Annotated in this window: 22 protein-coding genes and 2 pseudogenes; 6 read left to right on the top strand and 18 right to left on the bottom strand. The window is 37.1% G+C overall.

Going from position 1 to position 24,928, the window contains the following annotated elements; translation table 11 throughout:
- Positions 1-130: 130 nt before the first annotated feature.
- The 6 genes from ACIFOT_RS31265 to ACIFOT_RS31290 form a co-directional block, all read right to left on the bottom strand.
- Complete coding sequence (locus ACIFOT_RS31265; RefSeq protein ID WP_430072617.1) at positions 131-2,695, bottom strand: PQQ-binding-like beta-propeller repeat protein; 2,565 nt, start codon at positions 2,693-2,695, stop codon at positions 131-133.
- Positions 2,696-2,812: 117 nt separating this feature from the next.
- On the bottom strand, positions 2,813-3,904 hold the full coding sequence (locus ACIFOT_RS31270) for a HupE/UreJ family protein (protein WP_430072620.1): 1,092 nt from the start codon (positions 3,902-3,904) through the stop codon (positions 2,813-2,815).
- 554 nt (positions 3,905-4,458) lie between these two features.
- Positions 4,459-5,373 (bottom strand): glycerophosphodiester phosphodiesterase, encoded by a 915-nt coding sequence (locus ACIFOT_RS31275; RefSeq protein WP_430072623.1) that lies wholly within the window; start codon positions 5,371-5,373, stop codon positions 4,459-4,461.
- 619 nt (positions 5,374-5,992) lie between these two features.
- Positions 5,993-6,493 carry a hypothetical protein gene (locus ACIFOT_RS31280; RefSeq protein WP_430072626.1) on the bottom strand — a complete coding sequence of 167 codons (501 nt, stop codon included), beginning with the start codon at positions 6,491-6,493 and terminating at the stop codon, positions 5,993-5,995.
- 264 nt (positions 6,494-6,757) lie between these two features.
- Positions 6,758-6,955: a hypothetical protein gene (locus ACIFOT_RS31285; protein ID WP_430072629.1), complete on the bottom strand. Its 198-nt coding sequence runs from the start codon at positions 6,953-6,955 to the stop codon at positions 6,758-6,760.
- Between the two features lie 123 nt (positions 6,956-7,078).
- Entirely contained in the window at positions 7,079-7,930 is an 852-nt protein-coding gene (locus tag ACIFOT_RS31290; protein ID WP_430072632.1) for an ArdC family protein, read from the bottom strand.
- A gap of 852 nt (positions 7,931-8,782) precedes the next feature.
- On the opposite strand from ACIFOT_RS31290, the gene ACIFOT_RS31295 reads away from it, so the two are divergent.
- Together ACIFOT_RS31295 and ACIFOT_RS31300 are read left to right on the top strand one after the other, a co-directional pair.
- Positions 8,783-9,031: a YolD-like family protein gene (locus ACIFOT_RS31295; RefSeq protein ID WP_430072635.1), complete on the top strand. Its 249-nt coding sequence runs from the start codon at positions 8,783-8,785 to the stop codon at positions 9,029-9,031.
- 108 nt (positions 9,032-9,139) lie between these two features.
- Positions 9,140-9,304 carry a hypothetical protein gene (locus tag ACIFOT_RS31300; RefSeq protein ID WP_430072638.1) on the top strand — a complete coding sequence of 55 codons (165 nt, stop codon included), beginning with the start codon at positions 9,140-9,142 and terminating at the stop codon, positions 9,302-9,304.
- A gap of 524 nt (positions 9,305-9,828) precedes the next feature.
- On the opposite strand, the gene ACIFOT_RS31305 is transcribed toward ACIFOT_RS31300, so the two are convergent.
- From ACIFOT_RS31305 to ACIFOT_RS31335, 7 genes and pseudogenes are all read right to left on the bottom strand, one after another.
- A complete protein-coding gene (locus tag ACIFOT_RS31305; RefSeq protein WP_430072641.1) occupies positions 9,829-10,023 on the bottom strand; it encodes a DUF2187 family protein in 195 nt (64 codons plus the stop codon).
- Positions 10,024-10,126: 103 nt separating this feature from the next.
- Positions 10,127-10,303 carry a hypothetical protein gene (locus tag ACIFOT_RS31310; RefSeq protein WP_430072644.1) on the bottom strand — a complete coding sequence of 59 codons (177 nt, stop codon included), beginning with the start codon at positions 10,301-10,303 and terminating at the stop codon, positions 10,127-10,129.
- Positions 10,304-10,935: 632 nt separating this feature from the next.
- On the bottom strand, positions 10,936-11,745 hold the full coding sequence (locus ACIFOT_RS31315; RefSeq protein WP_430072647.1) for a uroporphyrinogen-III synthase: 810 nt from the start codon (positions 11,743-11,745) through the stop codon (positions 10,936-10,938).
- A 52-nt stretch (positions 11,746-11,797) separates the two neighbouring features.
- Entirely contained in the window at positions 11,798-12,850 is a 1,053-nt protein-coding gene (locus tag ACIFOT_RS31320) for an acyl-CoA dehydrogenase (protein WP_430072650.1), read from the bottom strand.
- A gap of 186 nt (positions 12,851-13,036) precedes the next feature.
- Entirely contained in the window at positions 13,037-13,447 is a 411-nt protein-coding gene (locus ACIFOT_RS31325; RefSeq protein ID WP_430072652.1) for a hypothetical protein, read from the bottom strand.
- Positions 13,448-13,977: 530 nt separating this feature from the next.
- Positions 13,978-15,406: pseudogene (locus tag ACIFOT_RS31330) on the bottom strand (DEAD/DEAH box helicase).
- A gap of 755 nt (positions 15,407-16,161) precedes the next feature.
- Positions 16,162-16,434 (bottom strand): HU family DNA-binding protein, encoded by a 273-nt coding sequence (locus ACIFOT_RS31335; protein WP_430072654.1) that lies wholly within the window; start codon positions 16,432-16,434, stop codon positions 16,162-16,164.
- An 804-nt stretch (positions 16,435-17,238) separates the two neighbouring features.
- Here ACIFOT_RS31335 and ACIFOT_RS31340 point away from each other — a divergent pair.
- Entirely contained in the window at positions 17,239-17,535 is a 297-nt protein-coding gene (locus tag ACIFOT_RS31340; RefSeq protein WP_430072657.1) for a hypothetical protein, read from the top strand.
- A gap of 404 nt (positions 17,536-17,939) precedes the next feature.
- Positions 17,940-18,080, top strand: coding sequence for a hypothetical protein (locus tag ACIFOT_RS31345; RefSeq protein WP_430072660.1), 141 nt, complete (start codon positions 17,940-17,942; stop codon positions 18,078-18,080).
- 65 nt (positions 18,081-18,145) lie between these two features.
- On the opposite strand, the gene ACIFOT_RS31350 is transcribed toward ACIFOT_RS31345, so the two are convergent.
- Together ACIFOT_RS31350 and ACIFOT_RS31355 are read right to left on the bottom strand one after the other, a co-directional pair.
- Complete coding sequence (locus ACIFOT_RS31350) at positions 18,146-18,301, bottom strand: hypothetical protein (protein ID WP_430072662.1); 156 nt, start codon at positions 18,299-18,301, stop codon at positions 18,146-18,148.
- A gap of 184 nt (positions 18,302-18,485) precedes the next feature.
- On the bottom strand, positions 18,486-18,656 hold the full coding sequence (locus ACIFOT_RS31355; protein ID WP_430072664.1) for a hypothetical protein: 171 nt from the start codon (positions 18,654-18,656) through the stop codon (positions 18,486-18,488).
- Positions 18,657-19,185: 529 nt separating this feature from the next.
- Here ACIFOT_RS31355 and hmpA point away from each other — a divergent pair.
- Positions 19,186-20,428 (top strand): annotated as a pseudogene (hmpA, locus tag ACIFOT_RS31360) (NO-inducible flavohemoprotein).
- Between the two features lie 412 nt (positions 20,429-20,840).
- Here the strand turns inward: hmpA and ACIFOT_RS31365 are convergent.
- Complete coding sequence (locus ACIFOT_RS31365; RefSeq protein WP_430072667.1) at positions 20,841-21,608, bottom strand: SurA N-terminal domain-containing protein; 768 nt, start codon at positions 21,606-21,608, stop codon at positions 20,841-20,843.
- Positions 21,609-22,468: 860 nt separating this feature from the next.
- Between ACIFOT_RS31365 and ACIFOT_RS31370 the strand changes: the two genes are divergently transcribed.
- A complete protein-coding gene (locus tag ACIFOT_RS31370; protein WP_430072670.1) occupies positions 22,469-22,648 on the top strand; it encodes a Spo0E family sporulation regulatory protein-aspartic acid phosphatase in 180 nt (59 codons plus the stop codon).
- Between the two features lie 102 nt (positions 22,649-22,750).
- Here ACIFOT_RS31370 and ACIFOT_RS31375 read toward each other — a convergent pair whose 3' ends face one another.
- Positions 22,751-22,981, bottom strand: a complete 231-nt coding sequence (locus ACIFOT_RS31375) for a hypothetical protein (RefSeq protein ID WP_430072673.1) — start codon at positions 22,979-22,981, stop codon at positions 22,751-22,753.
- 1,346 nt (positions 22,982-24,327) lie between these two features.
- Positions 24,328-24,795 (bottom strand): JAB domain-containing protein, encoded by a 468-nt coding sequence (locus ACIFOT_RS31380; RefSeq protein ID WP_430072676.1) that lies wholly within the window; start codon positions 24,793-24,795, stop codon positions 24,328-24,330.
- Between the last annotated feature and the right edge of the window lie 133 nt (positions 24,796-24,928).

The following is a 24,928-nucleotide window of genomic DNA, read 5'->3' on the forward strand; positions in this document are numbered from 1 at the left end:
CTGCCAAGCGCACAAAAGAAAACCCTTTTAAAAAGAGTTTTCCATGAGAAGTATCACCTTCACCCTTTCAGGTGAAATGTTTAGTCTAGTTATCACTTATTAATGGGATTCATGTAATTTATTATCATATTTATTTTGAAGTAAAAGCATACAAATTTCCATCAAACGCACCCACTACGAGTGTATTACCCGAAATGGCCGGAGAGGAAGCTACCGGTGCTCCAATGTTGAATTTCCATGTCGGTTCTCCAGTATTCCGGTTCAATCCGTAAAGGAAACCGTCATTGGAACCGATAAATACCGTATTCCCGCTTACCGCCGCAGAAGATACAATTCCTCCTTGCGTTTCAAACTTCCACTTCTTTTCGCCCGTATTGGCGTCGAATGCAGCGACTTGTCCATCAGGGAATCCCATATACACCATTCCTTTTGAAATCGCTGGTGAAGAAGGGGTTATCTGGCGTGGAATATATTTTCCAACGCCTTCAAGTGAATCAGGGCTCTGGTAAGTCCAATTCGTCGTTCCATCCATTGCCTTAACAGAAGCTAGGATACCTGTTCTGAACCCTACATAAATATTACCATTGTCCAATGCTGCGGCAGAGTGAGACCAGCTGGACAGGCTCGGACGTTTCTTCCAGATGAGATTTCCTGTTTTCGCATCCATTGCATAGAGGTAACTACTGCCGGCAATCGTATAGAGTTTCCCGTTTTCCACTACCGGTGAGGCTGCAATGAATTGGTCGTTTTCCATCCGCTTATCCCATAACGTTTCCCCTGTTTCACCATTCAGGGCAATCATGAAACTGCCATTACGGGTGCTATACCCCTGGTAAACGATACCGTCAGCAACCGTTGGAGAAGAGTACATGCGGCCGCGCTGAATACCGTCCTGTTCCATCCCAATCTTTTTCTCCCATAATAATGTTCCGGATTCATTATTTACCGCATAAATGGTTCCCCTTACGGATGAAGCATAGACAATCCCATTAGAGACAGCAGGGGAAACCTGAACTTGAGCATTTGTTTTTAATTGCCAACGTTGCTTTCCCGTAGCCAGGTCAATTGACAAAATGCTGTTCTCATCTACATCGTTCTCATTCCTTGTTCCAATATATACAGAGCCATCCACGATAGATGGAGATGAAGTAATAATGGAACCAGAAGTTTGGTAGCTCCAGGCCAAATTTAAGTTTGTCGAAAGTACATCTGGGGATTCACCAGTATGTTTATCATTACCTTTAAACATCGACCAATCGGAACCGCCCTTAGGGATCACAGGAGTGTATTTCTCCGAAATTTGGAATGTAGACTTCTTCTCCCAGCTATGACCTTCCGTGTCTGTCGCACGAACTTCCAATTGATGCTCACCAGGTTGTTCTTTTGCAGCATCCCAAGCTGAGGACCATGTGAATTCACTGCTTTGTTTTGACTTTTTCCATGGACCATTATCAATACGGAATTCCACTTTTTCTATGGTACTTGTTGAATTAAAAACATTGAACTGCACTTTTGTTTTACTGTCAGAAATCTCGCTTCCTGGTGCCGGATGAATAACCGTCAGGCTGTCTTTGATCCCGAACATTTTAAATTCCGTTTCGATTTTGTCTTCCTTCATATGAATAAGACGATACCCCGATGGCGTAAAATCGTTTGTATTGGAATTGGTGGAACTGGTGACGATATGTTTCGCACCAGGGATTACTTCACCGGACACATCGTTGATATGAGTATGTCCACTCAACAACAGCTTCGTGTTGTACTTGGCGAGAACATCCAGGAAATCCTTCGTTCCATTAACAGGAGTATCAGGCGCATTTAGTTGGATATGCGCTACCGCTACTACTTGTTTATCTTTGGCATTCATCTCCAGATCCTGCTTTAGCCATTCCAACTGCTCAGGCTGGGTGAAGCCCAGATGGTTTTCTAGAATAACAAAATGCTTGTTGCCATAATCAAACGAATACCACTCAGGTCCAAAATATTCACGATACCGTTCAACGCGTGATTTGTAATCCGGGCCTGACGTAACGTCATGGTTCCCTGGAGCTGGATAGAACGGCAATTCAGAAGTGGCCGTAGCAGCGGTGTAGTCCTTAAATTCTTCATCGGTTGCATAGTAAGTCAAGTCACCATTAACCAGCACGAAATCAGCGGAGCCTTTCAGTTTGTTCAGCTGTGCCACTTCATTCATAAATTTTTCGCGATTGTTGATCGTGCTGTCTTTAACATGTACATCGGCCAAGTTGGCAAAGGTAAATTTCTCTTTACTCGTTTCCGGGGAAGCGAGCAAGTTGAAATCCTGAACCCTTTTTTCATCGGCTTTCAGGTCTTTCAAGTCCCTGTAAAACATAGGTGTCATGTTAGCGTCCGTTGGAGCCTTGTACCCGCTCGGGACAGTGATGAAAACGATATCGGACAACCTTCTTTCAGGATTGATATCCAAAGAATAATATCCGTTTTCATCTGTCTTGGTTATTTGAGTCCCGTCAGAAACACTGACATTCGGAATCCCATTTTCCCCCCCATCCTGGACTCCATTGCCATTCTTGTCCACATACACCGTTCCTGTAACGGTGGCATAGCCATTATCCGCGAGTGCGGGCTTGATGAAAACGGATAAAGCCAAACCAGCCATGCCAACAGCGACGAACGGCTGCATTTTCTTTCTTAATTTCGAAAACTTCTGTTGCATCCTTCATTTCTCCTTTACCTGTTTACTCCCCTAAGTGTCATCTATATATGGGTGGTTCCTGGATAATCTGTTTGGCCGTTATGCATTCCCCCTTTCAGTCATTCGTCCACAAAGTGCTCATCCAATGAAACGCTGTACGTACCAAACAAAGCCAAATAAACTGATTGCGGCTGAAGCCGTACCCTGTATCATGATGCCCCACCTGTTTCTGCGAACCAACAGAATGATAGGGAACATGATTAGAAGAATCATGGTTTGTCCCCCCTCTACTCCCAGGTTAAAACAGAGGATTGATAAGAGTGTTCGAAGTGAAAAATCTCCCGTTATTTCCAGTCCACCCGAAAACCCCAAACCATGTATGAGTCCGAAGCCAAATACAATCCACAGCCTGTAACGACCGGAAGGAAAAAATAGATATTCAAAGGCTACGAACACAATACTAAGAGCAATCAAAGGCTCCACGATGTCAGGTGAGACCGAAACCAAATGCAAGGCACTAAGTCCAAGGCTTACACTGTGTGACAAGGTAAAGACGGTAACCACTTTCATTACATCTTTTAACGTTTTGGAACATAAAAGCAAAGCAATCACAAACAAGATATGGTCTAAGCCGATAAGTATATGGTGGAAGCCCAGCTGTACAAAGCTTTTTACTTGTCCCCAAATAGTCCCCTTACCCAATTCGAATGTTCTTTCATTAGCGGTTAATATAAATTCGCCTGTTTCAGTTCCGAGCTTATAATGAGCAATGTTTCGGTGCAAGCGGTCATTGTCATCGAAGAAAATATTATAATGAATTTCAACTGTTTTCTTGGACACATCCTGAATAGGAAAATCGATTCCTATCCTTGCGTAGCTCAACTCTCCTTCTTGTCTAAGTCCAATATCAGAAATTTTTCCGTGTTTTTTAACTCCGTCTGCAAAAACCTCAAGATTTCGAGACAAATAGTCTTCAATTAACGATTTGTTCCTGCTTAGGGAATCCGACAGCTCATCCTCCTTCATTTCCGGAAGATTACCCAGTTCTACTACCCTCCCCAATTCAAAAATATCTACTGATAGTTCATAATGAAGGACACCAGCCCTCGTCGTAATGTTTGACTTACCCTGACTGTTATCTGTATGGGCATCAACAGAACTTGGAATCTGACTTAAGCTAAATAGGATGAAAAAGATTGCAGCAAACAAGGTTGTTACGGATGATCTCATGTTGTTACTCCTTTTCTAGATATTCAAATGCTGGTAGCAACTATTATTTTTTTATAGTTATCAAACGTGAATTCAATCACTGTGTATGCATCTATACAGTAGAAAAATAGTATTTTTTCTACTGTTGTTTCCTTTTGTTACCTATGTACATCGCTGACTACTGCTTGGATTGACGGTACTAAATTTACAGCTTGGATAACAGGCTACTCAAATAGTTTAAATATAGATTTTGATAAACCTCATTTCCGCTCCTTTCCATGTTTGTTCACATACACTTTAATGCATGAATGTAAAGAGGAAACTGAGAGATTGTAAAGTGTTTGTTAATGGGGATAAATTAGTAAATTTGATTTTATTCCTTTTGATTTTTCAATTGGTCATTTTCATAATATGAAACTAGCTAGTGCTTTTTAAGAGATTGTTTAGAGTGGTCAGCTGCATAAAAAAGGGATAAATCCATCACTTAGATTTATCCCTAAAAATATGTGCCCCACTATATTCTTTCATGCTCTACATCTTTCCCAGTTAACCAAGCCTAGAAAGAATGGTTACAATTACCTATTCCCTTTAAGTGTGATTTTATTTGCTTCTCTTAAAACTTCTTGTAAGCGATCAGGGAAGTTTGTGAACATACCTGTTACTCCCCAATCAAGTAGTTTACGCATATCTGATTTTTCATTGACAGTATATGGATGGATAAGTAATCCATGTTCACGTACTTTTTGAACGTATGCTTCATCAATCGTGTTGAAGTTCATGCCAAGTCCAATGCTATAAGTTTTATATACTTCCAACTCAGCGTCAGTAATGGTTGCTGGCCCATCGTACCATAATAATTGTACAAGAGGGATATAAGGGTTTAAACTATGAACCTTCTTTAAGCTTTCAGGACTGAAAGATTGAATGATTACTTTGTTGGAAGGAACATTTGGACCTGTTAACTTGTACTCGTCAAGGATTTCTAATAACTTTTCTTCCATGCCAGGATACACTTCAGGTGATTTTGTTTCAATATAGTAGCGGGCACCTTTACCGAATTTTTCAATCACTTCTTCAAGAGTAGGAACCTTCAGTCCGACATATTCATCTTTTGCGTACTGTGGATATGTTTCATTGAACCAGGAACCGGTATCAAGCTGCTTAATTTCTTTTAACGTATAGTTTTTGACAAGCCCTGTCCCATTTGTTGTACGATCTAAAGTTTCATCATGCATGGCAATCAGTTCGCCATCTTTTGTCATTTGAAGGTCGACTTCTATGTAATCGCCTTTCATTTGTTGTCCTAACTCATAGGATAGAAGAGTATGCTCTGGGGCATGACCGGATGCACCGCGGTGGGCAACATTTAAAATTTTGTTCGGTGTAAGAGATGGATTAATTTGTTCAGCCGCTTGCGCGTGACCAACAACTCCCGAACAAATTCCTACTAGTGCAGCTGACATCAATACATTGCGTAAAAGTCCTTTCATGAAACCATTTCCCCTTTCTCATTTGAAATCATAAATAGAATAATTGATAGATTTTAAGATTAGATAAATCATCAGTAAAAATATGGTTAATTTTCCGTAAAATGCTTGTTTACTAATATAATATGAAAAGTTTAGGAGTTCTAACTCGAATGTTAGTGGTTGTTAGTTGAAGCCCTTTCTCATCGAGAATTGAAGTTAACCCACTCAAGGAATAGATCCAGCTGCCATTTTTGGCGGCTTTCTTCTTGTGCTAACGGTAGCAGGTTGAAGTAGAAAAGTAACAAACTAACAGGTAGATAACTTCCTTAAAAGGAGTAAGAAAACCGTACGATTATGAAAATAGTGGCTATTGGGATTATATTGGTTGTTTGGGGTAGTATCATTTTAGGGTGGTTTATTAAAGAAGCTTATCAAAATTATAAAAATGAAAGTACAAAAACTAAAATTATCTATCTCTTATGGGTATTTTAGGTGTCGTATTAGATTTAAACAAAAGTTGTATAATAAAATAATACAATCCCTTCTTTTCTTCCACAATCTGTCCCTTTTATGGAATATTGCAAAAGAATCAGCCTCTCATAAAAGAATGAAAGGCTGATTGTATTTGACTTAACAGTCATTAACTTTTTATCGGCTTAGCTTCCCGGATCACCATATCTTTTTTTGCTGACTCCTCCATTCTTGCTGCAAGAGTTTGAATATAAGATTCTGTCAGTTTAGCAGGATAGTAGCCAAGCCGTTCCCGGACTAAGTTTTCAAGAACGAAGCATTTCCGAGTGAATTTTTCGTATTCACTAAAGGTGTATTCCTCTGCTTCTGTAAACTCACCTGCTCCTTCTTTCATCGCTCGAATAAAGATGTACCGTCGATGGTAAAGGTCCGATCGTTCCTTTCGAGCAAATTTTAAAAGGAACAGCAGTTCAACGGTTGAAAGACACATAAGCTCAGGGGTGCTCTTGTTCAAATCAGAAAGAGAAGGCTGCGAAGAAGGTAAAAGGTTTTTCCTCTTTCCATTTTCCTGTACATCCTCATATTTCAGCTTCATCGTACAAAAATAGCAATAGTAATTATACTTATCAAGAAATTTAACTGGGCTTCCACAGTAGGCGCATGTTTTCATCCAGTATCATCCTTTCCTCTTATGGTAAGTATAGCAGTACCATAAAAATAATCGGTCCTATTATTTCCAATTAATTTAAGACCCTCGAAAGGGGTTATGTCGCAAAGAATTTAGGTTGCATTAGCAACCATCAAGCAGGTTCGATACCTGCTTTCATCAAGAAAAAAATGAATGTTTTTTACCTCCATCCGTGAGCTTCACCGGCTAGAACATAGCCGTTGTTGTTTGACTAATAAAGATCAATTCCGTGTTTTATTTAGTTTATCAAACTATTTCTATTACTTCTGTACGAATAATGTTTTCAATTGCCAAGTCACATTCATTGACTCTATCTAATTTGTAGTGATCTTTACTATCAAGGTTTTTAGTAACCATTTTTTCTGCATGCTCTTCATTTTCAGCAACTACTATCGATACCCTTTGAAAGCCTTTTGCAAAATAAACAACTTGAAAAACTTTCATACTTTTTCCACTCCTTTTATTAGAAATCTTTGGTTTAAGTTTGACATGTTCGATGTATCCTTTCACCGGCTGACCTGTCAGCCGGTGAAATTGGTGCTTGTGAATGTATGAATTACAATTCTTTTAGTTTTCGTCTATAAATTTTTCCTTTGTTTCTCCTAAAATATAATCTGCAGCTTTCTGTGCTTGAGCAGCTGCTTGTAAGACTAAACGGCTTTCCTTTTTCAATGCTCTTAACCATGAATGGATATAGCTAGCGCTATTTTCTAAAGTGCTGTTATCAATTCCGGCTACTCCGCACAACATCGCCGCACCCATTTCAGCGACTAATTCCTCTTTGGAATACACTTCATCCCCAAACGAAACTCCTTCTGTCGTGATTCCCGGTCGAGCTAAACGGCTTTGATGTCCGGTGCTGTGCGTCATTTCGTGAAACAAAGTGCAATAATATTCCTTTGAAACCTTAAAATCTTTTATCGGAGGGCAATTGATTCGATCCCATGTTGGATAATAAACTGCCTTACCTGTATGAAACGTGTAATCTGGAGAATCGATATATCCTTTAACAATTTCCTCCGCCTTTTCTATCGGGTCATGTTCAAAGGCTTCAATCCTTCTTTTACTCTCTAAGCCGGTACACTGTTTGTTAATTTCCCAAACTCGATAATAAAAGGGTTTAGCAAAAGTCTTTTTCTCCTTTGTTTCATCGTCCTCCGTCTCTTTCCAAAGCCAATAGACAATGATATGAGAATTTTTTAGTTCTTCTTTTTTGATTCGTCCACCAGCTTCTAAAATCTGTTTTTTGGAAGCATATTCTCCAGGTTCTACTAGAAAAATATTGATTCCTCGATACGGCTTTTGTGTTTTCCAGTTAACCGCGTTTGAATTGGTCCACGGCTGGCGCCACGGTACAACACCTTTTTCTAATTTTTCGATGATTTTTTCAGTAATGATTTCATAAACACTTTTTGTCATTTGCTTTTCCTCCTTGGATTTTCTAATAATTTTTGATTTTTTAAGATTTTCTTTATCCTTTTGACTTGCGAAGCGAGTAAGTTCCCCAAAGGGGGATGATTTTTCCCCTTTTGCAAGTAGAACGAAAAACACTCATAGACAATGGGTCAAGGGCGCTCTTCGCACAAAAAGTTTTTTGCTGTTACAAAAAAGTTTTTTGCCCCTTGACCGATTGACTAGCTTTCTTAGCTTCTAGCCGGAAAGGTTCGGGTGTCCTGCCGGCTGGAAGGTTAGCAAGCTTGCGCTGTTTTACGATTCGGAAGGCAAAAGGGAAAAATCAACAATAAAAGCAGCCATTCTTTCGGCTGCTCTCCTTTTTGTCTATTATTCTTTTAATCTTTCCATCTTTTTGATTTTCTTATTTTTCGGCTCGTTCGGTATGGCGGCGTTAGCCGTAAATGGAACAGGAACCTACGGAATGTAGGAGATAGCCGTAAAGACCGTGGTTATCGGTCCATTTAATGCCGAAGCGACACGTACGGAATGACAGAAAGGTGTCTTTTCCTTTCTGATCAGTCTGTAGTGCTGCCGCCCAAAGTCTTTCTGTATGCTTTTAACCTTAAATTTTAACGTCATGATTTCTGAAGAAAAATCGCAGCCTTAAGGCTGCAAGACTGATAAAAAAACGAAAAAAGGATGTAGACATATCTAAAATTTTTATAACATACCCATTGAATAATAGGAACAAATGTTCCTATAATGAATAAAAAGGGGGATTTTTTAATGAATAAAGATCATAAAGATCGTGGAATAAAGAAGTGCATGGTTTTTTCATGCCGGAATCCATAAAATTGTTAAAGGATCTATGGAAGGATGATCAAAAAACTCCTACTGCCACTGCTAGATGAAATGAAAATAGAAGAGATGGAACAGCTATTATCTAATAGCATGGAAACCAAATTACTTTTAGAAATTACTACATGGAGAGACGGATTTTTTACTTCACGTGTTGGATTTGTAATGAAAATTGATTCTTTAAATAAAAGAATTCAAATCCAAGATGAATTTGAATCCATCATTAATCTTGATTTCTTTTCCATAACCAATGTAAAGGTCAAATAAATACTTACCTTAAAAAGGTCAAACCTATAATTATTGCACTTCAATAGGAGGATTTTTTACATACATAGAAATAATTAGAGACAAGTCATTAAATCGAGGGGGATTTGAATGGAGTTTTCAGTTCTCAATACTTGGTTGCAATTATTCTTGTTGATTATGGGTGGATGTCTAATTTTATTCATCGCAATGTTATTTATTTCCAACAAACACATAAAGAATAGATTAAAGCAAATGGAAGAAATCGATAAAAATGAAGTTAATATAACGAATTAAACGCTGAATTTTTTCATTGTTTATGTTAGTTATGAATTTAGCACTTCCAGCAAAATGTGGAGAATGTATGCTCAAGCTGAGAAGGGCTTTTAAATGGGAGGAATAGAAACAAAGAAGATATCATCTACAATGAGTGGTTAATTATTTCAACACTTTATCATTTCAAATCTTTAAACGGAATTTTAGAGAGTTAAGGCGTAATAAATGTCGTTCTAAAAATCTTAAATGATTAAACCTATTCCTAATAAAAACAGGATAGTCATTTATACTATCCAGCACATCTTAGTTGTCAGAAGTTTTTGTTAAAATTCTTCATCCTTTATTTTCCACATGAATTAACGAAAGATGTTAAGTCTATCACCACAAAGACATGTACTTCTGTCCCTGGTTTCAGCCCCACTTATGCCAAATATAAGGACGGCAACTCATGGATACCCTCCGCTATTTACTATTATAGAAAACGGTTACATTTTTTAGAGTTATTGCCAAAAAGTTCTTGAAAAATCAGGTATTTAGACTTCACTTTATACACAATCAATAACCTTGTAATTTTTGTGTGCTACAACAGGTCTGTTTCCTTCAAACTCCACTTCCGTTTTATTATTGGTTATATTTACAATGACCGAATTTTCATTGACATTCTCCACGATTCCTTTAATTCCATTCTTAAAAAGGATATAATCTCCCAATTTTGCTATCTTTTGTGCCTTGAATATCATCTTTTTTCCCTTCAATCTAAAACGTTTTTTTCTTAGATTTAATACTTTTGTTGTTGTTTAATTTTATCTTATGGAGATGGTTTAAAATATTGTATGCAAAAAATTATTGATGAGCTTTATTCGCTAATAAAATTAATTCATCGAGGCTTTTAATTATGATTTCTTTTTTAGAAGGAGGAAAATCCGAAATGTTTTCAATAATTTTCCTTCTTTTTAGTTCCATTTGCTTCAAATTGTCTGTATCAATTCCATTTAGATTACAATTACTTTCTTTCCTCATCTCTATACAAAACTCCTATTCTTTTAAAAATATATAATACTATCTTACAATTTTTAGATTATTATGTTATCTTTCCTTTATTTGGCCTAAATCATGGAAACTACTCTTAATTATTTAAATAAAAGCCAACCGTCTTCTTGAGAATTGATTGCCGGCTTTAACTAGAGGAATTTCTTGGTTTATATACCATATCATATCTTGTTTACACTTTAATTAATGAAAAATAAAAGATTGATAACAGAGACTTAAATTAAAAAAATCATCTATAACAAGGCCTCATGATATTCCTGCTGATGAGACTACCTTATTTCGTTGGTTTAAATAGTTTTATAGGTTTGTATATAAATGGATTGGTTTTCTAGTCCGTTATTTTATATTTATGGGTACATATCTTTGTAATTTAGATGGAAAGGTTAGTTTTCACTTTCTTTTCAAACTACATATCACCAATCACTAGCCCTAAAGCCTTGAGCCCGTAGGGCTCAGAATTATGAAATTTATTCAATTAAATATAAAAACTTCTAATCTGTGACCAAGTTGTGACCAAAAATGTAGATAGGATTTCACCATGTTTACCACCATTCCAATTATTTTATATTTTTTAATAAATTACAGAAAATGTAAAAAATAACTTAATGATTACGGTAATAACGAGATAACTCGACAATCATAGCGCCCATTCTCTCATGTTTAGGGACAAGCAACTCCTCAATACCTTCTTCACTTAATGCCTCTGCAGTTACTTTTCCAACAGCAACTGCTAGTATCTTCTTACTAAAAGCTACCAAAAGATCTTCCACGAACCCCTTCTCCCTAGCGAAGTCAAAAAGTGAACGGACTTGAATAGCAGTAGTAAAACAAACGGCATTGATCTTTTCTTCGAACAGCTCTTGACATAACTTTGAAACTGTTTCTGTTTCCGGGGGAATGTGCTGATATGGAAGAATCATTGAAACATTTGCGCCTCTTTCTTCAAGAAAGGCAATTAAAGCTGGTGCTTTTTCACCATGGAGTTGAACCATTACCCTTTTTCCAAAAAAATCAAAGCTATCCAAAGATTTTATTAAACTCTGGGTTGTCCCATTTTCATCCACTGCCGCTGGCATTAGCCCTAGTTTTTTTAATGTAGAAAGTGTTTTATATCCCCTTGAAGCAATCTGGGATTGTTGAAGCATATAAAAAAACGCTTGTTTCATCCCCCGTTTTTCGGCAATATCCAACAAAGTCTGTGTTCCAATTCCTGTTGTAAAAATAGCCCAATCTGTCCCCTTCTGTATAATTTTCTTAAGATCCTGTTCTACTACTTCTTCGGCTAATAATACAGTGCCTTGAAGTGAACGGACTATAGGAACTCCTCCCTGTTTTTCAATAAGTCTACTAATTTCTTCTGTATTACGCGATGCACCTAAAACAATCCGTTTCCCCATTAACCCTTTTACCATATTAAGACCCTCTTTCTATTTCATTTGTATGATTAAAAATATGATTAGACAACTAACAGAGTGTTTCTAATAGCATTATTGTTGGGCTTAAATTTAATAAGAAATAAGACTCTCTTAACCTCCTAAACGTGTCATTCCCTTGGATATATGCCTGCCCACCGGAATAAAGCATTTCTGCATGTACTACTTCAGGGGTTAACTTGGCTATATCAAGTCGGGTTAATAATATTTCCTTCCCTATAGTGTTTAAATCCACATAGCGAGCATATTCATATGTTCTGGTTCGTACAATCTGTAATTTTTTAATCAATTCTGTGTGCTGAGTTTTAAAATGCTGATTTACTTCTTTATTTTTCAGATGACTTTTTACAATTGATTCAATAGCAGCCTGTGAAACTCCTATTCCTAAAGGTATTTGGTAGAGTGCTAATATTGGACGGACTTTTGGTATAAATTCGTCTGCTTCTTCGGAGATAATCCATTTATCGGGGATAAACACATTATCAAAGAAACAGGCGTATGTTGCACTACCATTTAATCCTATATAATTTGTTTTACTTTCTAAAATTAATCCTTCTACATTCACTGGAAGCGAACAAATGATTCGTTGTTTTTCATTTAGAGATGCTAGGATAACAAACCAGTGATCATGATCCAAATTAGACACGTTAGGTAAGCTACCACTTATCATGTATCCCCCATCTGTCTTTTCCGCTTTGAGTCGGATCCTTTCCATTCCGGCGTAATATTTAATTGCGTTTGATAATCCAGTTCCAGTTAGGACGTCACCTGATTCAAAAAATGGTAGTAAGTGGTTGTTGATATATGGGTTGTTACTCAACCTGAAAGACGCCAAAGCAGCTAAATGACACCATAATGTAAATGCTGACGTCATGCAAAACTTTGCCGTTTCTTCTATTATATATAGCTCTCCACAGCGGACATCTTCCATCTGTAAAAAATTCGAACTAAAAAAACCCGCTTTACCCACTGCATTTAAAAATTCTTTCGGATAATAAGACTTCTCATCAATTTGTCTGATATTTGGTTTAAGATGGTCATTAATTATTTGATTAAATACAACATTTTCTATTTTTTTATCCATATTGCAACTCCTAAAAAATAGTTTATGGAAAGGTATCTTCTCCATATTATCGGATTTTAAATTTTTATGACCGTCCAATGAGCTGCTTTTTTCACCATCCATTTGTGAAAACTGGATAGCCTTTTAAGACTATCCAGCCCATCATTACCTTCCTGAATTTAAGAATTTTTTCTTACCCAGGATAACTTAATCCATTTTCAATCTTTCCTTCTCCTGTTTGCAAAACCCTTCGACTGTAGACTTACTCCAATAGGGTGTACCAGAAAGTTCAACATCTGCTTTCGGTATTTTTCCTCGACTGTAATACACATTTAATTTACGTTTATCATAATTCAAGCCATGTTCCGATAAGAAATCAGCAAACTGCTTTTGATTAAAACAATGATCCTGCGTTTCTCTAAGAATGGAATTGGTAGGATTTTGAATTAAATACGTGTCCTCTCTAAAGAACTGATTCATTAATTCTAACGCTAATTCAAGCCATTCATTATCTAAATGGCGATACAATAATCCGATATTAAAACTTTCCTGTTCAGGTGCTTCAAAAAACCAGGCTAATTTTAAAAAAACAGCTTCAACGTCTGTTAATCCTTTCATTGCTTCTTCCATTAATAAAATGTTCTTATAAGCCTTTAAGTTACCTTTAAATTTCGGGAACGTTTCAATGATTCGTTTAGTTGAGCGTTTTTCCCCTTTATACTAAGCGTGTAGTGTTAATTAATCCGCATTGGGGAGGAATTATAATGCTTAACTATCTTTTTATTGAATTAAGAAATTGTCTGACAACCAAGTCATCCGATAAAATCGCCGAATTCGTACGTATCGAATCCAAGTCTACTAAGATCCGCAGATAATATATATTCACAAAAAAAGCCCCTAAAAGGGCTTTTTATTATGGGTATTTCCAGCATCTTGAGACTGGGACGCGTCCGAATCCGTGCGTTACATCCCGATTTTTTCCGGTTGTAGCGAGTTATTTTTTTTGGCAAATTTACACCACAAGCAATAAAACTAGCAGAATCAACGGGTGTAAAGCTAATTAATTGTGATGGATTGATTGATTTTATTCAAAATGTAAACGGCGGTCCCTATTTAGTTTTTCCAAGTAAAGGAATACTTTCTTTTTTTCAAGGGGACTTGGAAGTATTTTTACGTTTACCATTTCCCCCTTTTCCTCCAAATTCCCTATTCCCTTTATAGTATCTCCTTTGTTTCTCTTGTACCTTTACTTTAGACTTATTGGAATATCTAAGCGCCTCGGATGTTAGCTCCACAGGAATATCCCTCTGTTCCTTCGACAACAATTTCAAGGCAATTGAAACTAACGCTATCGAATCGTATTGTTCGAGTAATTCGCTTGCTGCTTGTTTAAACTGTTTGTATTCCTCCTCTTCAACCAATTGAATCATCTTTTCTATTGTGGCTCTCTGTAAAGACTCCCTTGCCTCTGCTACAGTCGGAATTGATTTACGTTGGATCTTTCCTTTCGATGCTTTTTCAATACTATGAATCTGTCCGATTTCCCTCGGTGTAGCAAATGTAATAGCTAACCCCGTCTTACCTGCTCGCCCCGTTCTGCCGATTCGGTGAACATAACTTTCCGGGTCTTGAGGAATGTCAAAATTGTAGACATGGGTAACCCCCGATACATCAATTCCTCTCGCAGCCACATCGGTCGCAACTAAAATATCAATGTTTCCCTCACGAAATTTATTCATCACCATATCTCGTTGTCGTTGATTTAAATCTCCATGCAACCCATCAGCAAGATACCCTCTTTTATTCAATGCATCACTTAATTCATCCACGCGTCTTTTTGTTCTTCCAAAAATTACGGCTAATTCTGGGTTATCCACGTCTAGCAAACGGCAAAGAACTTCAAATTTATCTCGTTCAATAACCTCATAAAATATTTGCTTTACCGATGGAGAAGTAACTTCCTTCGCTTTTATCTTTACTAACTCCGGATCATTCATAAACCTTTCCGCAAGATTTTGAATCGGTTTGGGCATTGTTGCAGAGAACAGCAAAGTTTGTTTTTCTTCCGGAGTCTCTTTGAGGATTCGTTCGATATCCTCCAGAAAGCCCATATCTAACATTTCATCAGCTTCATCCAATACCACCACTAAGACGCTTTAGCGTTTTACGTTGAATGTGGTCCAAAAGTCTTCCAGGTGTTCCCGTAATAATATGAGGACCCTTTTTTAATGCCTTGATTTGGCGATTTATTGACTGTCCTCCATAAATAGGAAGAGAAGAAATGCCCATGTATTTCGCCAGCCGATTGATCTCTTCTGAAACCTGAATAGCTAATTCTCTTGTAGGCGCAATTGCAATCGTCTGAACATATTGTTTACTCGTATCCACTTTCTCCAAGATTGGTATGCCAAAGGCAGCCGTCTTTCCTGTACCTGTTTGTGCTTGACCAATAATGTCCTTTCCCGTCAAAGCTATGGGAATGGCTTTTTCTTGAATAGGAGATGCCTCTTCAAATCCCATATCCGTAATCGCTCTTTGAATAGGGGCACTAATACCCATTTCATGAAATGTTGTCATACTTCAAAAACCCCTTCTATGTGTTTACTATTTTTTATATTGAACTAAACTACTAGATGAAATGCACATATGTATTAATTTTTACATGCTAATTAGGAATGTAAAGGCATCCACCCTCGCTTACAAAGAATTTCTTCTTAATAGCATGTAGAGTTGCTCTAGTCATAACAAATGCCAAGTACTCTATGGTTTTTCTATTTCCAAACATTCCAAACAAACAGTGATCCCCATCCCTTTCGTAATAAAACAAAAACTCCTTCCTACAATAGGAATAAAGTTCAAAAAAACATTTATTTTATTACAGCTTAGATTTCTATCTTCTTAAGTAAGTTCGTTAGATGGGGTTTACTGCTTTACTGCTTGGGTAAACATTCAAACTATTTTTATCCAGTCGGGAGCTTCATTTTATCCATGATGGTTGAAATATAATGTCTTACCATTCCATAGATGATCCTAGTTTTGCATGGTAATAAATGGATGAAAAAAAAGAGCAGTTATCAACTACTAACTACTCTTCTATCAGGGTTCCTTATTCTTTATGCTAATGATCTAGTTAGATGTAGGTCTCTTCCTTGGGTTAAACCAATCCTTCAACTTGTTTTTCAAGTAATCCTTTAAAAAAATACGTTTTTTTCTCTTTTTATCACGATTTTTCATGGAAAATCATCACTCCAATTTACTGAATAGAGTGGTTCCCCTTATTATACCTCAGAAAAAGATTCAAAGGAATTTCCCTGTAGACAATACAGACGAACTTATTTAACTGCATCTTTTAATTCCTTGCCAGGTTTAAAAGCTGGAATCTTAGAAGCAGGAATCTGAATTTCTTCCCCTGTTTGTGGGTTACGGCCTGTTTGAGCTACGCGCTCACGTACTTCGAATGTCCCGAATCCAATTAACTGGATTTTCTCCTCCTTAGCAAGTGCACTAGAGATGGTTTCAATCAACGCACCCACAGCTTTTGTGGCATCATTCTTGGTTAGCTCCGCTTGAGTCGCAACAGTATTTACTAATTCTGTTTTATTCATATTCAAACACCTCGTCTTTTTATTAATCGCTGTTTATGTAGAGATTACAGCATATCATATATGTCATATATTTCCTAAAAATCTTTCTCATAATAAAATTAGATAAAGGGAAAAGAAATCCTTTTTTTTAAAGAGATTATTACATAGATTTAATTGGAAGATTGTGTTTAAGTGCCAAGTAAATATCTTTCTTTCGCGAAAAAAAGCTAGCTTCTTTTTTTCACTCTAGAGATTGGGTTTATTTCCAATTCCGACAGAAGGGTCCAGTTCATTGCAGTTTGCCACCTTTGGTACAAACCAGTATGACTTTTTTGCTTATTAAATTTTAAAGAATTGGTAAGAGAAAAAGAAAATCTTTCACATCTGGAGAAAATTTCTTGAAAGTATTAATACAGAAAATAAGATTCGTATGTTCTTTCCGAATATAAAAAGTTGGATGAAATTACAGGAAAATTTGGATACGTGTTGCTTTGGAATAAAGTTTGATCAAAAATATCTCACAAACCAGCATTTTACGATAATTAAAAAGAATCCATTTAGAAATAATATTAATCAAAATGGATTCTTTTTCAGCAGATCTAAGTTTCGATTTTATGAAAAAGTTTGATTATTTAGTATTGTATTGCTCAACAATCGCGCGATTATTTTCAATCAAATAATTAGTGAAAAGCCGGAACCGACGAAACGAAAGAAATTCTTAGGACTGTTTTAAATGTGAAAGGGAGATTCCTCTTGGGGAATCTCCTTTTTTTACAGTAATAAAGTAAATCATCATTCCATAATATCTATTGGGAGGTGGTGAATTTGAACGAGTATCAAAGACTTGAAAAAATCATTAAAATTGCAGATGGAATTTCATCTCAAGTTACGGACAAAGATTATGATAATGATATTTATAAACTAAAAAGGGCTTTAGATTTAACTTCCCGGGCATTAGGAATGTTTGCTAAAATGGAAAAGCAAAAACTCGATGGTGAGATTGTTATACCTAGTTTGACATATATTGAAGCAAGATTGTGTACCGCAATATATTATGTGATGAATCCTACAAAAGATGGTAAAGTGATTGATTCACCAAAACCATCGAAGAACAGCGAATAGCATCCTTCGGGATGTTTTTTATTTTGGTTTGAAATAAAAATATTAACTTCACCCGTTCCGTGCATGTCCCCAGTCGATGACAGGCTGGCTGCATTTCATAAGAATTTCCTTGTGAAAGGGATTAGGATAACGAACTCATACTCCGGCGAAGTCATCGAAAAAAAATTTAGATTCGTGTTTGCCAAATCAAAATAACTCGCTACAATGAAGGACTGTAAAGAAGAATTTTTTTGGGGGATATAGGGAGTAAGCTTCGAACTATTCAGTTTATTTAAGTAGGAGGTGAGAGTTGAAAATATTTCCAGATGGGTTTTTAAAAACGGTTGCCTTTTGGACAAAGAGTGGATATAATCTCTTTACCTCTATTAAATGGGCACATTTTCCAAAGAAAGGAGGCTGCAGTTATGATGGATTGGGCATTACTCATCGCATCAGTGGGTGGGACCACTTTTTCGGGAATGCTTTGGTACTACGCGTACCAGGAACGGCATAAACGAAACAATCCGCCAAGCCGAAAAGGCAAGTCGGACCGTCACTTAGGGTAAATCAAACTTTTTTCTTTTTTGGAGACCATAGTTGGGAAAATAATACCGTTCCTAAAAAAAGTCTATTAATAAGCGGCAGCAAGGAAAATCTGTTCTACCTTTGTCCTGTCAACGGTGGTAGTTTCACCATCGATTTTGTATTCTACGGAATCAATCGAAACGGTCCAACCTATATACTGATGCATCGATTTTTCGAATTCCCATAAACAAAGATGCTCCAAAGCAAAAAACACCAGGCCTTTTTCCGTTTTATCAGACGCCTGACAGAAATATTGCTGTACCTTCTTTTCTCCATTTTCTGTATAGTTGATGGTGATTTCAACTTCTTTAACGGCTGACTTTAAAGAATTCCTCCTGCAGATTCTAAATGGAATCCTCGATCGCGGCTAGGACTTCCTCGTTTGCTTAATAAGACTCATCCTTCCAATCGATTGAAATTCTTGGTTCATCGGAAACTATTGCTTCTGTCGCCCTGACACTTACAATCTTATACAATTCAACATCGCTGCTATAAATCTCCTGAAATTCTTCCACAATCCAAATGACAAGGTCAATATCGATTTCAGCAAATTCCACCGCATTTCCATGTTCAGCTTCATCATATCCATAACCGATTTCGTCGTTTTGAAAAAAACGTTTTTTTTATATGTTCCTCTTTTCTTTTTGGATTCCGAAGTGAATCCGTTCCCTAAAAGGGGATGAATTTTCCCCTTTTGCAAGTAGAACGAAAAATACGCATAGGCAATGGGTCAAGAGTGCTCTTCGCACAAAAACTTTTTTGCTGTTGCGCTAGTCGCCTTTAAGCAAAAAAGTTTTTTTACCCCTTGTCCGATTGACTAGCTTTCTTAGCTTCTAGCCGGAAAGGTCTGTTGCCCTACCGGCTGAATTAGATGAAGCTTTGAGTAAATTCACCCGAATGTCACGAATTTGTCACTTTTTTATAAAAGAGATGTAAAGAAATGATGGACATCAATAAATAAAAGGATGAATGCGTTTGCCAAGGGTTTTTGAATATACATTCATGTGATTTAAATCACAGTCTATGTATAATGTTTCCTATAATAAACCCTATGAAAACAGTAATAACTACAAAGGAGTGTTTCTTTTGTTAGACCAAAAAAGGATTGACCTTGTAAAATCAACTGTCCCGGTTTTGGAGCAACACGGAGAAAAAATTACGACCCGATTTTATCAATTAATGTTTGGGGCACATCCTGAATTACTTAATATATTCAATCATGCAAACCAAAAGCAAGGAAGACAGCAAAGAGCACTTGCAAGTGCTGTATATGCAGCAGCCATGTACATTGATAAACTTGAATCAATCCTTCCAGTAGTTAACCAGATTGCCCAAAAACAACGCAGTTTGGGGACCAAACCGGAACATTACCCGATCGTAGGGAAATATCTAATCCTGGCAATCAAGGATGTACTTGGTGATTCTGCAACGGACGAAATAATTGATGCTTGGACTCAAGCCTATGGAGTAATTGCGGATGCCTTTATAGGTGTTGAGACAGAAATGTACAACGAGGCAGCCAATCAGAAAGGAGGCTGGGATGGATTCCGTCACTTCATCGTCGACCGCAAAGTAGAAGAAAGTGACGTCATTACATCTTTTTACCTTATACCTGAAAATCACAAAGAAATCGCTGGCTTTCAACCTGGTCAATATATCAGCATTAAGCTGGAAATCCCTGGTGAGGAATTTACCCATATTCGTCAATACAGCCTTTCTGATGCACCGGGAAAGGGCTATTATCGAATTAGCGTAAAGCGGCGAAGTTGGCACTGATATTCCAGATGGCAAGGTGTCAAATTATCTCCATGACCATGTCAATGAGGGAGATGTGCTTAAGATAAGTGCCCCAGCTGGAGACTTTAACCTTGGTTTAAAAAAGAAATCACCTGTTTTGCTGTTGAGCGGCGGCGTTGGACTTACTCCGATGATGAGTATGTTAAAAACAGTAGTTGAGATTCAGCCGGAACGAGAGGTTACATTTATTCATGCCGCACAAAATAGCAGTGTTCACGCGTTAAGAGATGAAGTTGAGTTGATTGAAGAAAGGAAAAACGTAAAATTCTTTGTATTTTATGATTCACTAACAGAAGAAGACCGTAAAAATCATAACTTTGACTTTGAAGGATATGTATCTAAAAATTGGCTGAAGGACAATGTGGTCTTTCAAGATGCGGACTTCTATTTCTGTGGTCCCACTCCATTCATGAAAGCAATCTACCGTTCCTTAAAAGAATTGGGAGTAAAAGAAGAGAGAATCCATTTTGAATTCTTCTTGGAGCACTATGTTCGAAGGGTGGACCTAGTGGCAGACTCTTCTAGCGTATAAACCCAGGGTCTCAGTTTCATTCCCTTCTAACTTACATAATTCTTTTGCATTTATTTGAATAATAAAAAGGGAAACCAGTGATCATTAACATTGGCTTCCATGGTTTAATCAGTTTGGGATTAGCTAGAATCATAGGAAGTATGCGGGCGGCGTGACCAGTGAGTATCTAGGAATGCGGGAGGTCTTCATCTATACGGCCGGCGTGTCTTTTCTTACGTTTATTGTTTTTTGCTTTTATTTTTGCAAAGGAATTAAAGGTAATTCAGAAGGTATCGGTCTAAAAGATAAATGGAGGTCAGAAGGAATCGAATCCCCTTCCCCTCCAATTTAAAAAACTCGAAAAACGAACACCCTTTTGTGAATGTTCATTTTTCGAATTATCGTTTAAAAAGTGGCATTGTTTTTAAATTCATTAGATTTTAATGGTCACTTTAGCATTTTTCTTAAGCACATCTACTTGTTTAGCGAGCTGTTCTTGTCGTTTTTGTTGTTCAAGTTGTTGCTTGATTTGTGGTTTTACTTTTTCTAGCTTTGGAAGTTTTTGCTCACTGGCACTTCCTTGCTGGGCTAATTGGTCATAATAGGCTTGAATCTCTTTATCTGTTACTTTTTCTACTGGTATTTCTTTCTCCATGTACTTCATGATTTGAATATTCCTAGCTATTTTGGTTTTTAGCGTCGTCATACCCAAACCAGCTTGTTTCAAAGCCTCTTCAAATTTGTGTTCATCTTTATACGGCTTTTTTATTTCGGCAAGTTGTTTTCCAACATCGTCTTTTGATGCATGATACCCTTTTTTATCTGCTTCTTGAAGGATCAACGTTTGTCCCACTAAGGTATCGATGGTTTGTTCTTTTATTTGTTTTGCTTGTTTTTCAGAAGTAGGATCTTCTCCCATTTGTTGCATTTGCATTTGTTGAGAGGATAAGACCATATTATAGTCACTACCTGAAACCTTTTCACCATTGATAATTGCAACGGTTTTCTTATCCTCAATTTTTTGCTTATTTAGCTTCTGCTGTATTTCTTTCATCTGTTTCTCTTGATCTAGTTGCTTGGTTTGAGCAGTTTCAGTTTGTTGTCCACTTTTTTGGAGTTGTTTCCCTTCCTCATTTGAACCACAAGCTGTTAACGTGAAAGCCATGATCCCAATAATAAGAGGATAAATTATTTTCTTCATGATCCCTCTCCTTTCGTGACCTAGAATTACGATTCTCCATTCAAAAAGATCATCTTTTAAGCATTATAAAAGAGATTGATATAAAAAGAAACCGAAAAGGTCCACTCTTTAATCTAGTTAATTTATAAAAGAAAACACAAATAATCAAATGGGTACATCATGTGCGTCTTTTTATATTATCATGCAAACAAAAAGTGCAACCTGCGATCGGTACAATAGCCATAAGAACAATAAAACGATTCAGAAATCTAATTTTTGCAACTTAAATTACTTCTAATTCTCCTTTGCTCACCCAAATTTCGAGTTGAATTGACTCCGATAATCCCCACTCTATAACTTTTTCTTATGTTTATGATCCCCTGTTTTATGGATATCTTTGATTGTTTAAGACTTTTGATCTTTTTATTTTAGGGTTGTAGTTATTATTGCGGTTAAGAAAAAATCCTCTATTTGGATAAATAGAGGATCTTTTAAACTCTTTATTCTTTTCGGCCAAAAAGCGATTTAGCAGCATAAAGTAATTTGAAACTTTTTTAGATAGTTGGATTAGCAGCCAAAACAGGTTATACCAGTAACTGGTATAACCTGTTTTTCGTCAATATTGACCTTATTTGCAGCTCATGTCTTGAGAAGATTAAGTTGTGGTAGCGTCGTCAGTGAAAAAGCGACAGGTACGATCTGAAAGAAAGGGCTCTCGTTCTTTCTTTTAGCCCTTGGTTCGTCTATTTATATAATTTTTTGTAATGTTTTAGGGGGTTTTGTCAGATGTATTCCAATCACTTAAAATTTTTCGCATAATAATAATTGCGAGGAAACTACAATTTATCGAATTAAACAGTTAAAGAGAATCAGGGGAATGTATGATGGTTATCGAGATGAAGGAACTAGAGGACCGGATCAATCAGATGAGAAAGATGTTGATCCTAATTGCGGGGAACACTGGATTAAATAGCAATGACACCCTTTGTTACAGTCAGAAATTGGACGAGCTCATCACGATGTATCAAAAAAGTAAAAATCAGCAACATACAGAAGTTTGATTAAAAGTCCTGTATTTTCACAACTGAATACGGGAATTTTTTTTAATTTTCTTTTGATGGTTACATAGTAAAAGTTCCAAGATGGTACCAAACCATCCTTTATTACGTTACATGTTGCGTAAAATGAATAAAATCCTCCAGAGCCTTTTGATTGTCTATCTGTTCAAAGTCGTATGGTTGCTCTAATGTAATCCCCCTGTCACTTGCAACTGAAATCAGTAAACCTAATTCATAATACATATTTTTCGTTAATAATCCTTTTTCAATGTTTTTCATCATTTCTTCATAAAAAGCAATTAAAAAATCAGTAGGTAACTTTTCATAAAAATCCATATTTACATCTCCTATTATTAAAAAATGTAGGAAAACCTATTGGACAAACAAGAATCACCTTCCTCCATTATAAATGAGTGATTGTAAAATGTTTGTCGATTTAACCGAATATTTATAATAATTAAATAATTTTATCCTTTATTAGTGCGAGGAAATAGCATAGCGCACATTTTCGGATTTTTTCAATTAAACCTCATGCCAGTCGGCATTTTTAGGGGTTCAATGTCCCCAAAAGGCCGCCAGCACTCTTTCAATTATTAGGAGCAAAGCGAAGCATGCGACACGATTCATGGCATAGCCGGGAATTTTCCATGCTCTTCAGTACACTTTTTAAAACAAAGAAACAATTGAGGGAGTTACCCCTCTTTCCACTCTGCCACTCCTTCCATGATGGATTCGATCCACTCGATGGCTTCTTGTTTGCTTCTGAACTCATCGGTTAGTCGTACAAACTGTGAAGTGACTTCGTCTTCCTGAAAGTATCTACCTACATAAAACCCTGTGCTTGATTTTGCTACCTTCAATCCGTGAAAACTTGCTTTCTTTCACAATCACTCCTTTTTTGTTTGACCTCAACGAATCTTTGCGAAAAGGGCTGTCAATGGGCTTGAAGTTTGTGATGTTTTTTAAACGCTCTTCTTAAAAAAGTTCACAAAGTTTGCGAAGTGCTAGCGTAGCACCCTTGACTGCCCTTATGGGCATACGATTACAATAAGGAGAACAAAGAAGGAGATTAATAGAGTCCGAGCGTATATTGCGATCCAACGGGCTCCCGTTGGCTGGGTTTGGGCAAGGAGCCCAAGGTATTAAAGGTTTTCGGCTCGTTTGGTACGGGCGGCCTGCCGTAAATGGAACAGGAACCTACAAAATGTAGGCGTTAGCCGTACAGACAGAGGTTATCGGGCCATTTAGTGCCAAAGCGACACATATAGAATGACAGAATGTGTACTTTGCATTCTGATCATTCTGTAGTGCTGCCGCCCGAAACAGGTTCTGTAAATTTTTGAACGAATTCTTTAAAGTCATGATTTCTAAAGAAAAAACACAGCCTTAAGGCTGTACGGATAACAAAAAAGAGAGTAAGGATTATAAGAATATGTAAAATTCTATTTATACACATGCCACCTATAGTAAGATCGAAATGTTTTTTTCATCCTCGAGTAATCTTTCTAAGGGTTGCGTCAGCATGCGTCAAGCAGGCTCGATGCCTGCGTCATATAATCAAGAAAAAACGGATGTTTTTTATCCATCCGTTAAGTTTCATCAGCTGGCCATCCAGCACGTATTCTTATAATCTAGCTCACATTGATTCTTCCTTTTAAAGCAAGGGGGCAAAGCCCCTTTGCTTACAATTTTGGTATTTTTATAGATAGCCTTTCTCTTTTAAACTGACATGCCTCCCGGTGTGGGTGACAATCACGGTCAAGAACTTCGATGCCTAAAATTCTCCCTGCTTCTGCAAGCCGCTTGGTGATGTCGATATCTTCCCGGCTTGGTGTGGGGTCTCCGCTCGGGTGCTGGTGGCTGACAATAATGGAGGCTGCATTATTGAGAATAGCGCACTTCATTACCTCTCTTGGATGAACGATACTAGCATTCAAGCTTCCAACATGAGCTCTATGTAACCCAACCACCTGATTCTTGGTATTGAGCATCATCACAAGAAGTACTTCACGGTCTTCATCCGCAATGTAAGAGGCCGCTAATTTCTGGGCATCTTCTGGTGAACGAACAGCATACTGTACAAACGGTTCAGAATATTCCTTAATTTCTTGTTTGATTCGAACGACTTCGAAGATTGACATGAATTCCATTTTTCAAAACTCCCTTTCATTTTTGGTTTTTTCTTTCATTTTTTCTTTTTGGATTCCGGAGCGAATCCGTTCCCCAAAAGGGGGATGATTTTTCCCCTTTTGCAAGTAGAACGAAAAACACGCATAGGCAATG

Source organism: Neobacillus sp. NRS-1170, from assembly GCF_050468025.1.